The sequence below is a fragment of the Archangium sp. genome, from assembly GCF_057119385.1.
In genome coordinates, this window is sequence record NZ_DBNGVP010000183.1 from 122,013 (window position 1) to 135,752 (window position 13,740).

Here is a 13,740-nt window from a genome sequence, read left to right on the forward strand (position 1 = left end):
CCGAGAAGCCAGCGCCGTTTGGACATGTCCCTCTCCGCGGATCACCAGGGCCACTCCCGGGATTGTAGCCCAAGGAGCGGAGTCGCTCCGATGAAACCGCGGAGAGCTGACAGGCTCAGCTCACGGCGTGATGGCGCGCAGCAGCGCGTTGCCCGATTCCGCCACGTACAGCGTTCCGTCCGGGCCCACCGCGAGCCCCGCGGGCAGTACCAGGTCCGCGTCGCCTCCGCTTCCGTTGCGAGCGCCGAAACGGCCCGAGCCCGCCAGCGTCGTCACCTCGCCACTCGGCGTGATGCGCCGCACCCGGTAGTTGCCTGGATCCGACACCGCCAGGCTCCCGTCCGCCAGCACCGCCAGGCCCAGGTACGGCAGCATCCGCGCGTTCTCCCCGGCACCGTCCGCGAAGCCTCCCGGCGGCGAGCCCGCCACCACGCTCACCGTGCCGTTGCGCAGCGCCATCACGCGCGACATTCCCGTCTCCACCACGTACACCGTCCCGTCCGGCCCCTGCGCCACCGCCGAGGGCCGGTACAGCCACAGGTTCGCCGGCAACGTCGTCACCGGGCTGTCCGGAGCCCGCAGATCGATCCGCCGGATGACGCCATTGCCCAGGTCCGCCACCAGCAACTCGCCCTGCGGCGTGATGGCCAGCCCCGCCGGCTGGTTGAAACGCGCCTGCACCGCCGGCCCATCCACCAGGCCCGGCGCCATCACCGCTCCGGCGAACACCGTCGTCGTCCCATCCGGCGTGATGCGGCGGATGCAGTAGTTGTCCGAGTCGGAGACGTAGACGTTCCCCTGCGCGTCCGCGGCAATCCCCATCGGGCCGTTGAGCCGCACCGGCGAGAGCGTCGAGATGCTCCCATCCGGCGCCACCCGCTTCACCTTGTTGGCCATCGCGTCCGCCACCGCCCAGCCTCCACCCGGCAGTACCGCCACCGCGATGGGCGCCGCCAGCAGCCCACGGCCCGGCCCTCCATCCTGATCTCCTCGCCGCCCCGCCTCCCCCGCCACCGTGCGCACCGCCGGAGCGTAGGTGCCTCGCGGCTTCGGCAACGGCGTCGCCGGGAGCACCACCAGGTCCCTCGGCACCGACCGCCCCAACGCGCGGTAGAGCACGTTCGCCACCAGGCGCGCCGCACGTGGATCCGCCGCGTCGCTCGTCCCCAGCGTGTGCACGAAGTCCACGCCTCCCGCCGAGAACACCCACGCGTTCCCCTTGCGGAACACCACCATCTGCCCGAAGCCGAACGCCCCCTGCAGCGACAACGCCGGTGACTCCGCCAGCACCTCCAACCCCTCCGGAGACTGGCCGTTGTCCACCACCTGGTCCTGCTCGTAGCCGTTCGCCCTCCACAGCGTGTCCCCGTTCCTCAGCCCCGTCCCCTCGAAGGCCCAGTGGTTCGCGTTCGTGATGACCGTGGGGAACGCGAACTGGTGCCACCGGCTGGAGAACATCACCCCCAACAGCGCGTTCTCCGGACGCGGCGTGGCCAGGTCCCTGAACTTCGCCGTCCGCTCCGGGCTCCTCACCCCCACCGGATCCTCCGCGTCTCCCTTGTAGCAGGTGACGATGCGCCTCGGCCTCCCATCCGCCGCCGGCTCCAACCGCACCTGCCAGTAGGCCTGGTTCGCTCCCAGGTTGATGATCGACCGGCCCTCGGCCACCGCATTGTCCGCCCGATCCCGGATCGCCCGCGTCCAGTACTCGTCGTGCCCCGACATCACCAGCACCTTCGCCTCGCGCAGCGAGTCCCCGCTCCGCTCCAGCTCCTCGTTGGGCACGTACGCCACGTCCAGCCCCTGCGCCTCCAGCCACATGATCAACCCCTGCTCGTCATCCAGCAGGTGCCCCGAGCCATAGCCCCGGGAGTACGGCCGATCGAACGAGGACTGGTGGGCACGCCCCTTCCCGGTGATGCGGAACTTGTCGTCGTAGAGGCTCGTGCCCCCCCAGGTGTTGTAGGCCGCCCACGTCGTCGTCGGGACGAGCACCGTCACCTCCGAGCGCGGCTGCACATCCCTCACGAAGAACGGCACGTAGCGCTGGTAGCCGTCCTCCCGCACCAGCTTCACCACGTACACCCCGCGCACCCAGCTCGCGTTCGTCTCGAGCTCCAGCGTCGGCGTCCAGTTGCACGCGATGATGCCCGTGGGCCTCTGCGGCGGGCACGGCGCCTGCGGCACCGCCTGCAGCGGCCCTCCGCGCACCACCTCCCGGCCTCCCAGCCCTCCGTAATAGCCGAGCCGGTACACCTCCCAGCTGAACTTGCGCGGCCCTCCCGTCACCGAGACCGCGATCGGCACCCGCTCGCCCTGCGTCACCGTGGAGACGAGCGCGTACCCTTCAATCTCGTTGTTGTTGGCCGCCCGCTTGATGCGCCACGCCCCCGTCCCCGGACGCGCGTTCTCCTTGCGGATCGCCTGCCCGTCATGCGGGGGAAGTGGAACCGGCTCCGGCCCTCCATCCTCGGGAGGCGGCGCCGCCGGACCTCCGTCCACGATGTCCGGCTCTCCACCATCCGAGCGCTGCACCGGCGAATTGTCGCGCCCGCCCCCATTCGAGTCGCCCGTGCCCGGCCCGGTCTCCTCACACCCTCCGGCCAGGCCCAGGAGGCAGAGTACGGCAGCCAACACCCCGATGATCCGAACACCCTTCGCCATGGCCCGCCTCCCAACCCCCCTGGGCCTGCGAGGGTAAGCACGAGCCCCGGCATGGGAAGTGTTCCACCCATCCCCGGGCAGCATGCCGGACAGATCAGCGCCCTCACCGCCACACTGGAATTACCCGGTTTTCATTGGATTCCAGAGGTACAGGTCTGTTAGAGTGTCTCATGCGTCCAGAATCGAAGCGTCCGGCTCCTCGCCATTGGCCCATCCTGCTGGTGCTGACGGCCTGGGCCGCGTGCACCGAGGCCCCCGCCCCCACCGAGGCGGAGAGCCCCGGCACGGTGGCCGCGGCACTCGACACCCCCACGCTCTTCACCGACGTGGCGCTCGTGGGCACGGCGCCGTGCTCCAGCGACTACAGCCGCATCGACAACTGCTACAACGAGGCCAATCCGCAGCGGCCCAGCATCTTCCGGGAGCTGTCCCCGGCCTGGCGCCCCTATCAGCCCTCGGGACAAACGCCGACGCTGCTCCCCTCCACGCTCGTGGGCAAGGTGCAGCCCTACCCGCCCTTCGAGTACTTCTGGGATGGCCCGCGCATCCCTTCCACCGCGGACGCCGACGGTGCCCAGCAGGTGCTCCCCTTCACCCGGAGCACCAACGACGGACGCCTGTCCCTGCGCGGCGGCTGCCGCGGCTGCGGCGAGAGCTCCATGCTCGTCACGTTCCGCCCCGAAGTGCTCGGACAGGACCTCGAGTACGACTTCGCCGCCAAGGGCGCCCTGTTCTCGCAGCCCACCCATCAGCCCGGCAGCCACCCCTTCATCTACTACAACCCGCTCTTCTCCTCGCTGCAGACGCGAAACAACGGCTTCTTCCCCGACGCGCTCCACAGCACGCTCTGCGAGGACTCGGCGCCGGCCTACGTCTCCAGCAAGCACAATCCCCTCAAGTGCCAGGCGCGCTACGAGGCCGGTTCCCCCCTCGTCACCGGCGACTGCTACGACATCTCGTTGCTGTACGGGCTCACCGCGGCGGAGAATGGCAACCAGTGGGAGCTGCGCTCGGTGGACGTGACCGTGTTCGTCCGCGACCCGAAGACGCTGTCCGCCGGAGAGCGGCAGGGCTGGGACCCGGGCGGCTGGGGGTTGTGGATCTACCCGCGCAACCCCGAGGGCGAGGTGAAGTCCCTGCCCCAATGGGAGCTGCCTCCCTTCCGGCCCTTCAACGTGCACGAGACGCCCTGGGGCGATCTCGACGGCAACAACTCCACCTGGACGCTCTCGGGCACCAATCAGATCAACTGGGCGAAGGTCCTCAGCAGCCACCCCGGCTTCAAGTGCTACGATCAGGTCCTGGTGGGCTATAGCTCGGGCAAGCCCATCTACACCTACCCCCGCGCCACGGGGCCCAGCATCCCCAAGTGGTGCCAGTTCTTCGATCGGCAGTCCTCGCGCTCGCGCTTCCAGGTGGAGGATGACGAGGACTCCGTCATCAGCAACGGCGGCTACTGGAACGGCGTCCACACGCGGCCCGCGTCGGGCGAGGGCAAGCCGCTCTTCCTCTTCGAGCCCACGGTGAGCGGAGACGGCCGGCTGCTCGTCGTCAACATGGACGGGCTCTTCTACTCGTACTCACCCAACGCCTGCCGCGCGGACGGCTGGGCGCACATGAAGCCCATCAGCATGATGCCGATGGATCCCCAGGTGAACGGCCGCTACGAGATCGCGAAGTCCCAGGTGATCGGCGGCGTGCCGCAACCGTTCCGCGATTCCATGGGCAACGCCATCCCGTTCGGCGTGCGCAACCAGGGCGCGTACGCGTGGCTCGACCGCGAGGGAAAGAACCTCTTCTTCGCGGCGAAGAACAACCCGCACGACGGCTACTACGCGCGCCAGATGGTCCTCCGGGAGCAGTTCGGGCCCAACGTCACCACCCAGTCCCTCTCCGCCCCGCCGCAGAACGACGGGGAACGCGCGGCGTTCAACCCGGACCGCGCTCCCGCGCAGGCCATCAGCGTGCTGGGCGCGTGGACCCACGGCAAGGCCGTCATCCTCGACAACGGGTTGAGCATCGCCGACCTGGGAGGAAACCGCGCGGACAACCTCACGCGCACCTTCGGGCTGCGCCTCTACGCCGGGGACGATCTCTCGCTGACGCCCCAGGGCAGCTCCTCCATCTTCTCCTTCGAGAACCAGCTCAACCACTTCGACGCGCTGCGGCCCACGCTGCCCTTCGACGTGGTGTGGAACGTCCAGTCCAACACCCAGCGCACCTCCGAGGTGGCCTTCGACGAGTACCTCAACAAACAGGCCTTCGTCGTGGCCCACATGAACGCGCCCATGCGCATGGACGTCTCGCCCTTCGGCTCGCAGCGCGCCGAGACGTTCCCCAAGGACGGGTTCATCCCCACGCGCAACGCCTGGGCCTACGTGCGGGGCGGGGAGATCGCGGACTTCCGCTTCGCACGCAACCCGCTGGTGCAGAACGCGGCCACCACCAGCGCCGCTCACGGCACCGAGAACCTCCAGGGGCCCGGCTCGCTGCGGCTGCGCGGCGGCGCGCGCGTCGAGCCCGTGGCCCTGGGCGGCGTCAGCGGCAAGGGCGTGTGGCTGGATGGCGTCAATGACTTCATGGACATGGGCTACCCCGTCCAGCCCTCGCGCCGCGACTGGTACCTCGGCATCTGGCTCGACTCGCGCCAGGCATTCCCCACCAAGGTCATCTTCTCCATCACCCGCACCCTCCCGCGCACCCTCTTCTACTTCCCGGACAACTCATGGATTGGACTCGTCGCGGCGAGGGACATCACCGGTGCCACGTGGCACGAGCTGGAGGTGTACAACGGCGCCACCGGGGGCCGGTACACGGTGAACCTCGGCTCGCTCGTCCAGCCGGGCCGCTTCTTCCACCTCGGCGTGAAGGTCTTCACCCGGGCCGGCCAACGGACGCTCCAGTTCCTCGTCAACGGAACCCCGGTCACCACGCTCGCCGTCGCGCCCACGGACACCGGCTTCAACCTCATGGCGGACACCGTCAACGGTTGGACGTGGATGACGGTGGGCGATCCGGGGCCGTCCTTCGTCCAGGGACAGTCGAGGCTCCCGTTCCTCGGCTGGGTGGATGAGTTCCGCGTCTACTCGCTGTCGGCGCAGGACACGCAGGCCGCGTGGCTCGACGAGCACATCTGCAACAACGCGCTCGGGACACTGGTGGACATCACCTCGTATACCGGTGAGTCCTCGCACCCCGCGCTGACGGTACTGCGCTCCCGGGCGAGCCTGTATCCGGGTGCGCCCACGCTCCTGTGCGAACAGATGCGGCTGGAGTCCTATGTGGATCCGCGCGACTACCCCGCGCAGTACGGCGAGCACCTGTGCATCGACCGAGTCCACAAGAACCCGCATGCGAATCCGTCCCTGGCGTCGCGGTGCAAGCGCGCGCAGAAGCTGGCCCTCCCGGTGTTCCAGGCGAACGCGCCCCGGCCCGATACCAGCTCCAACACCTTCTGCCTCACCTGCCACACCTCCACCGCGCCCCTGCCCGGGTTGCGTCCCGGTGCCCTCACCGCGGGCTCGGGGCCCCGCTACCAGGATCCGCGGCGGCAGCCGATGAACGTGCCCGCCGTGATGGGGGGCGTCGTTCCGCCGTGGCTCCAGGGAGGCGTCAACCTGTCCGACGGCACGCGCACGCTGGATCACCACTTCGATCACTACCTGGCCCCCTGAGAGGCCGTCCGTCGCACCACCCCGGACCTCGCTTCAGACCACGAAGCGATGTCCGGCCAGCTCGACCCGCGAGAGGGTCATCTGGAAGGGTGCTCCGTCGCGCTCGAGCCCTCCGAGCGCGACGGAGCGCTCGACGAGCACTCCCTCCAGGCCCGAGTCCTCCGCGAGCTTGGAGGCCACGTTGACGGGATTGCCCGCGATCTCCCGCTCTCCGTTGGCCAGCGGGAAGAGGTAGACCTCGCCCCGGGACACGCCCACGTGGGCCTCGAAGCCCAGGGCGCGGTTGCCCTCGATGATGTCCCGCGCGAACGCCACCGCCGCGTGCCCCTCCTCGAAGAGCACGATCGCCAGCGTCCCGTTGGACTTCACGACGTCCGCTCCGTGCGACGAGGCGATCCGGCGCACCGCGAGGTCGATGAGCGACATGTCCGTGAACGAGTCCAGCAGGAACTCGTGCGGGACGTGCCTCACCTTCACGAACACCACCGTCCGCGTCTTCCGGTACTCGGGGAAGGACTCCTTCCCGAGCTCCTCCACGGACGTCGAGCGCACCCGCTGGAAGAACGCCGCGTCGAAGGGCGTCGGGTAGTGGAGGTTGCCGCCCTCGACGGCCTCCACGCGTCCGGGGAAGTCCTTCAACGACCACAGCTCGCCCCGCTCCCGGAGGTCCTCGCGCAACCGGGCCGCGTCGCGAATTCCCGCGGGGAGGCGCTCGAGGATCGCCCCCGAGACGACGAGCTCTCCTCCCGCGGTCTCGTCCTCCGCGATGGCCTCGATGAAGTCCGCGCCCTCGCCAAAGAGCCCGCCTCCCACCCGGTAGCACTCACAGGTGTGGATGCCCATGCCCACCTGCACCCGCAGCGCCTTCACCCGCTCCTGCGCCGCGAGCATCTGCGCGACGACCCGCGACGGCTCGATTGCCTCCTCGAAGAACATCTGCGCGTTGTCCGCCGCCCAGATGCCGATGGCCTCACCGCCAATCGCCGTGCCGTGGGCGTGGAGCACCTCCTTGGGCTCGGAGACGAGCTTCATCACCTGGGCCAGGGAGTAGCGCTGGGTCAGCGTGGACAGTCCCGCCGAGTCCATGGAGAGCAGCGTGCCCCGCGTCCGGAAGGGCGCCAGCAACTGCTCGTGCCGGGCCGAGGTCTTCTCCTGCCCGTTCCAGCTCAGCACGAGCCCGGCCGGGATGACCCCCGCGATGTCCTGCCGGAGATCCGCCAGGGAGATGTTGTACGTAGCCATCGAGCGGCATTCTTCAACGTCTCCCACCGATCAGCCAGGGGGGAGGGGTCAGGTTCCGGCGCTCAGGCTCCGAGGAACTCCCGGTGCAGCCTCGCCGTGAGCGGCTTGAGGTGCTGCTTGTCCACCAGCAGCGTCAACTGCAGCGGCGACGTGTGCACCGCGTGCACCCTCGCCCCCAGCTCCTCCGCCACCCCCAGCGCCCTTCGCAGGTAGCTCCAGTCCGCGTTCATCCCCGCCCCCACCGCCGTCACCGTCCCCACCTCCTCCCGCAGCGTCACCGCCTCCCCGAAGCGCGCCCCCACGTCCCGCTTCAGCACCTCCAGCCCGTGCACGTCCTGCAACGGCACCGCGATGAACGTCCTCCCCTGCCCCATCAACCCGTCGAAGGCCAGCGCCCTCCCGCGCACCCCTCGCGCGTCCAGGAACTCCAGCAGCTCCTGCAGCTTCACCGCCTCCACCGCCGCCGACAGCACCGCCATCTCCGCCTCCGCCGTCACCCCCTTCACCCGCGTGTCCGCCGGCGCCACCAGCTCCTGCACCGCCGTCCCCGTCCCCGCCGCGTGCGCCGTCTTCGCCAGGATGACGATCCCCTTCGCCTTCGCGAACTCCACCGCCTGCGCGTTCAGCACCTTCGCCCCCGCGCTCGCCAGCTCCTGCATCTCGTCGTACGAGAGCGACTCCAGCTTCCTCGCGTCCGGCACCACCCGCGGATCCGCGCTGAAGATGCCGTCCACGTCCGAGTAGATCTCACACGACTCCGCGCTCAGCGCCGCCGCCAGCGCCACCGCCGTCGTGTCCGAGCCCCCTCGCCCCAGCGTCGTCACCTCCCGCTTGTACGAGACGCCCTGGTACCCCGCGACGATCACCACCTTGCCCCGCGCCAGCTCGTCCTGGATGCGGTACGGCCTCACCTCCACGATGCGCGCCTGCGAGTGCGCGTCGTTCGTGATGATGCCGCTCTGGCTCCCCGTGAAGCTGATGGCCGGCACCCCCTGCTCCTGCAGCGCCATCGACAACAGCGCCATGGAGATGCGCTCCCCGCACGTCAGCAGCATGTCCAGCTCGCGCCTCGGCGGGTCCGGCGACACCTGCTTGGCCAGCGCCAGCAGCTCGTCCGTCGTGTCTCCCATCGCCGAGACCACCACCACCACCTGGTAGCCTCGATCCCGCGTCTCCTTCACCCGGAGTGCGACCTTGCGGATCTTCTCCACATCGGCGACCGACGAGCCGCCGTACTTCTGAACCACGATTGGCATAAAGCACCCGCTGCTTTGTTCCTAGGGCCCGGTGGAGGTCACAGGTAACCTGCCGGGCGTGTCCGCCCAGACACACTGGAAGTCACTCATGCACAAGGCTCGCCAGCGCCCTCCCGTGACCCGCCCCCGCCTGCCCGCCCGCCTTGACAGTCCGAGACCGGCTCTTATATCGGCCGCCGGTCGAACGCTTCTTTCCGGAGCTTCCCCATGCCCATGATCGAGGTCCAGAACCTCACCAAGCGATACCGGGAACGGGTCGCGGTGGATTCCCTGAACTTCTCGGTCGCCGAGGGAGAGATCCTCGGGTTCCTCGGTCCCAACGGGGCGGGCAAGTCCACCACCATGAAGATCCTCACCGGCTTCCTGCCCCCCTCCGAGGGCACGGCCAAGGTGGCGGGCTTCGACGTCTTCGAGCAGCCCCTGGAGGTCAAGCGGCGGATCGGCTACCTGCCTGAGACCCCGCCCCTCTACCCGGAGATGACGGTGGCCGGGTACTTGAAGTTCGTGGCCGAGCTCAAGCGGCTGCCCGGCCGCGGCCTCCGGGCCGAGGTGGAGCGGGTGGCTGGCCTCACCGGCCTGGCGGACGTCATGGGCCGCGTCATCCAGAACCTCTCCAAGGGCTACAAGCAGCGGGTGGGGATTGCCCAGGCCCTGCTCGGCTCCCCGCCGGTGCTCATCCTCGACGAGCCCACCGAGGGCCTGGATCCCGCCCAGCGCGCCGAGGTGCGCGCCCTCATCAAGGGGCTGGCGGGCAAGCACACCGTCATCCTCTCCACCCACATCCTCCCCGAGGTGACGATGACCTGCGAGAAGGTCCTCATCATCAACCAGGGCCGGGTGGTCGCGTACGATCAGATCCGCAAGCTCGCCAAGGTGCACGGCGGCAAGGCGGAGAACGTCTCGCTGGAGGAGATCTTCATCAAGTTGACCGCGGCCTGAGGCCCGCGCGTCCCCTCGCCCACGCTCCTGGAGGCCTCATGCGCACCGCGCTGGCCATTGCCCGCAAAGAGCTGTCCATCTACTTCACCACGCCCTGGGCCTACGCCGTCTTCACGGCGATGCTGGCCGTGTCGTCCTTCTTCTTCGTCAACTCCCTGTTCGACTTCCAGCGCGCCCAGGAGATGGCGCGCGTGTACGGCTGGGAGCGCGTCCCCCAGGAGTTCCGCAACCTCACCGACGGCGTGATGGTGCCCTTCTGGTCCACGGTGGTGATGATCACCCTCTTCGTGGTGCCCTTCCTCTCCATGCGGCTGTTCGCGGAGGAGAAGCGCAACAAGACCTTCGAGCTGCTGATGACGGCGCCGGTGCGGCCCATCGAGATCGTCCTGGGCAAGTACCTCGGCGGCCTGGGCATCATCACCACCACCCTGGGGCTCACCCTCTTCTTCCCCGTGCTGCTGACCGTCTTCGGCCAGGGGGACTCCGGCAGCGCGCTGGAGTGGGGCACGGTGCTGCTGGGCTACGGCGGGCTGCTCCTGTGGGGCGCCACCTGCATGGCCGTGGGCATGTTCATCTCCTCGCTGACGGAGAGCCAGATGGTGGCCGCGCTCGTCACCTTCGCGGTGCTGCTGCCGTGGATGCTGCTGCAGGGACTGGCCCAGGCCACCGAGGAGCCCGTGCGCTCCTTCCTCAGCTACCTGTCTTTCGGCGCGCAGTTGCAGGGCCTCATGCGCGGCGTGTTGGACCTCAAGGCGCTCGTCTTCTTCTTCTCCGTCATCTTCTTCTCGCTGCTGCTCAGCCACCGCACGGTGGAAGCACAGCGCTGGGCCTGACGTGATGAAAGCGTCCAACATCGGCAAGATCCTGGGTGGCTTCGGGCTGCTGCTGCTGTTCTCCAGCCCCTTCACCCTCTTCTTCTCCTCGGGCTCCTTCGCCATCACCGCCGTCAAGGGGGTGGCCGGGCTGGTGCTCCTGGGCCTCTACTTCGCCACGAACTTCAAACAGTTCGGCCAGTTCGCCTCGCGGCGCTCCAGCTTCTTCTTCGGCAGCACCGCGCTCACGCTACTGCTGACGCTGGGCGCCCTGGTGGCCATCAACTACATCGCCCACAAGAAGAACGTGCGCTGGGACCTGACGGAGCAGAAGATCTTCACGCTCTCGCCCCAGACGCTGAGCACGCTCCAGGGCCTGCGCGAGCCGGTGCGCGCCATCGGCTTCATCCCCACGGACCACCCCGCCTACGAGGCGCTGCAGACCACCTTCGACCGCTACCACGCGGAGGCGCCGGACAGGTTCGACTACTCCTTCAAGGATCCGCGCCGCTACCCGGACCTGGCCGCCAGGTACGACCTGCACGAGGGCCAGGTCACCGTGGTGCTCACGCGCGGCGAGGGCGCCAGCGAGTCCCATACCTCGCTCAACATCATCAGCGAGCAGGAGCTCACCAACGCCCTCATCAAGCTCACCCGGACGAGCGAGCAGAAGGCGTACTTCGTGGTGGGCCATGGCGAGTGGCCGCTCAACCAGCCGATGCCCATGCCCGGCCAGCGCGGCCGGACGACGAGCCTCTCGGAGATGAAGCAGCAGCTCACCCAGGAGGGCTACGTCACCCAGGAGCTCAACCTCGCGGGCGGCACCACGGTGCCCCGGGATGCCGCGCTGGTGCTCATCGCCGGAGCCAAGGGGCGCTTCAGCCCCTCCGAGGTGGACTCGCTGCGCCAGTACCTGTCCGCCGGCGGCCGCATGGTCTACTTCGCCGAGGCCTACGGGGAGCCCGGCCCGGAGCTGTCCGGCCTGCTCGCCGAGTACGGCGTGGGCATCGACCCGGGCGTGGTCGCCGACGCGCAGTTCAACAGCGGCAGCCCCTACGTCGTGCTCTCGCTCTTCTACGGCCAGCACGAGATCTCCCTGCCCCTCAAGCAGCGGGAGCTCAACATCGAGTTCCCCACCTCCCGGGCCCTCGACGTGCTGACGCAGGGACTGGCCGAGGGCGTGAAGGTGGTGCCCGTCGTCAGCACCTCGCCCTTCGGCTGGGTGGAGCAGAAGCCCGACGACAAGCCGGCCCCCGGTGAGGGCGAGCGGACCGGCCAGATTCCCCTGGTGACGGCCAGCACGCGCACCACCTCGGGGGCGCAGGGCAAGCGCTCCGACGAGGCGCGGCTCGTGGTGGTGGGTGACTCGGAGCTCCTCATGGACTCCAACTGGGGCCACGAGGGCAACCGCAACCTGGTGATGAACGCGCTCGCCTGGACCACCAGCCAGGAGGACAAGGTGACCATCCGTCCTCCGGACCGCGCGGCCTCCACCCTCCAGCTGGATGCGGACATGCTCCACCGCATCCGTTTCGTGTCCACCGACGTCCTGCCCCTGTCGCTGCTCGGCGTGGGCCTGGCCATCTGGCTCTCGAGGCGAAACAAGTGAACGCCCAACAGAAGAACCTCGTCACGTTGCTCGCCGCCGCCGTGGTGGCCGGTGGGCTCGGCCTCTACGCGTACTTCGGCGTGATGCGGCCGGAGCAGCAGGAGACCCGGCGCAAGGAGGCCGAGGAGAAGGTCTTCGCCCTCCAGACGCCCGGAGAGACCGGCACCGACGGCGGCGCTCCGCCCGAGCCCGTCTTCACCTGGCTATCCGTCGAGGTGCCCCAGGGCAAGACGGTGATGGAGCTGAAGGACGGCACCTGGCGCATCACCGCGCCCATCTCCACGCGGGCGAACAAGACGGAGGTGAGCAACCTCCTCGGCCAGCTGTCCGCCGCGAAGTTCAAGGCCACGCTCGAGGAGAAGCCCACCGACGCGGACCTGGAGCGCTACGGGCTGAAGCAGCCCCGCGGCACCGTGACGGCCCGGGCCTACGTGCCGGACGCGCAGGGCGGCGGCGCGGAGGATCCCTCGCGCCAGCGCTCGACGACCGTGTACCTGGGTGTCGAGAACAACTTCGACGGCTCGGTGTACGTGCGCCGCGAGGGAGACCCGCGCGTGTACTCCGCCCAGGGCGGGCTGCGCTTCGTGCTGCTCAAGCACACCAACGAGTGGAGGGATCGGGTGGTCTTCCCCGTGGAGGAGGCCTCGCTGCTGCGCATCGAGGCGAAGGCGCGCAAGAACGCCTTCACCCTGGAGCGCGCCACCACCGAGAAGCCGTGGAAGCTGGTGCAGCCGGTGGAGCTGCGCGCGGCCACCGAGCAGGTGAAGAAGATGGTGTCCACGCTCGAGGGATACCGGGCGCTCGGCTTCCCCGAGCCGGAGCAGGAGGAGAAGGTCCGTCAGGCCCTGGAGAAGCCGATGGTGCAGGCGACCTTCGTGCGCAAGATCGGCGGACCGGTGCGCGTGCGCATCACCGGGCTGGAGCTGGACGGCATCCAGCAGGTCTTCGCGCTGTCCGAGTGGGACGCCGAGTCCATGCTCTCCGTGGTGGACTCGCTCGCCCTGGACGTGCTGGACCTCGCGCCCAAGGACTTCAAGGACCGCAAGGCGCTCGCCTTCACCATCCGCGACGTGGCCCGCATCGTCATCCATCCGGCCACGCCCGGTGGCGAGACGATCTCCCTCGTGCAGGCCCCGGACACCGGCAAGTGGGAGGTGGCCAGCCCCCTGGTGGGCAACGCCAAGCAATTCAAGGTGGCCTCGCTGCTGGGCTCGCTGGAGAAGCTCGAGGCGGCGGCGCTCGGCGAGTCCAACCCGAAGAGCTGGGGCAGGTATGGCATTGGCACCACCGGCCGCGGGGTGACGCTGCAGGACGCCCAGGGCCAGGAGATCGCCCGGCTGAGGCTCGGCACCGAGGTGAAGGGGAATCCGCAGCGGCTGTGGGCCCGCGGCTCGTCCGAGGACGTGCTCGAGGTGGAGAAGCCCGCCATCGACGCGCTGCCGCTCGCCCTCACGGAGCTCATGGACGGAGCGCCCGCCGCGGCCGGCACTCCCTGAGACACGCCTCGGAGCTGCTCGAAGACGAGCCGGGCCATCTTCCGGGCC

The 13,740-nt window shown here is 69.2% G+C and carries 8 protein-coding genes; 5 read left to right on the forward strand and 3 right to left on the reverse strand.

The genetic code is table 11. The annotated features are described in order from the left end of the window. Window positions 1–120: 120 nt before the first annotated feature. Window positions 121–2,664, reverse strand: a complete 2,544-nt coding sequence (locus AC16DP_RS43060; RefSeq protein ID WP_329730392.1) for a N,N-dimethylformamidase beta subunit family domain-containing protein — start codon at window positions 2,662–2,664, stop codon at window positions 121–123. A gap of 170 nt (window positions 2,665–2,834) precedes the next feature. On the opposite strand from AC16DP_RS43060, the gene AC16DP_RS43065 reads away from it, so the two are divergent. Beyond that, window positions 2,835–6,338, forward strand: coding sequence for a hypothetical protein (locus AC16DP_RS43065; RefSeq protein ID WP_329730391.1), 3,504 nt, complete (start codon window positions 2,835–2,837; stop codon window positions 6,336–6,338). Window positions 6,339–6,371: 33 nt separating this feature from the next. Here the strand turns inward: AC16DP_RS43065 and AC16DP_RS43070 are convergent, their stop codons facing one another. Continuing rightward, window positions 6,372–7,580, reverse strand: coding sequence for a hypothetical protein (locus tag AC16DP_RS43070; protein ID WP_329730390.1), 1,209 nt, complete (start codon window positions 7,578–7,580; stop codon window positions 6,372–6,374). 62 nt (window positions 7,581–7,642) lie between these two features. Then, entirely contained in the window at window positions 7,643–8,836 is a 1,194-nt protein-coding gene (locus tag AC16DP_RS43075; protein WP_483957058.1) for an aspartate kinase, read from the reverse strand. Window positions 8,837–9,043: 207 nt separating this feature from the next. Here AC16DP_RS43075 and AC16DP_RS43080 point away from each other — a divergent pair, with 207 nt between their 5' ends. Genes AC16DP_RS43080 through AC16DP_RS43095 form a run of 4 tightly spaced genes read left to right on the forward strand, consistent with a single transcriptional unit; the run spans window position 9,044 to window position 13,692 of the window. Continuing rightward, window positions 9,044–9,775 carry an ABC transporter ATP-binding protein gene (locus AC16DP_RS43080; RefSeq protein ID WP_329730388.1) on the forward strand — a complete coding sequence of 244 codons (732 nt, stop codon included), beginning with the start codon at window positions 9,044–9,046 and terminating at the stop codon, window positions 9,773–9,775. Window positions 9,776–9,813: 38 nt separating this feature from the next. Next, entirely contained in the window at window positions 9,814–10,608 is a 795-nt protein-coding gene (locus AC16DP_RS43085) for an ABC transporter permease (protein WP_329730387.1), read from the forward strand. Window positions 10,609–10,612: 4 nt separating this feature from the next. Continuing rightward, the gene (locus AC16DP_RS43090) at window positions 10,613–12,196 is read left to right on the forward strand and encodes a GldG family protein (RefSeq protein WP_329730458.1); all 1,584 of its coding nucleotides are present in this window, start codon (window positions 10,613–10,615) and stop codon (window positions 12,194–12,196) included. Further along, entirely contained in the window at window positions 12,193–13,692 is a 1,500-nt protein-coding gene (locus AC16DP_RS43095) for a DUF4340 domain-containing protein (RefSeq protein ID WP_329730386.1), read from the forward strand. The genes AC16DP_RS43090 and AC16DP_RS43095 overlap by 4 nt, the downstream gene beginning before the upstream one ends. Window positions 13,693–13,740: the final 48 nt, after the last annotated feature.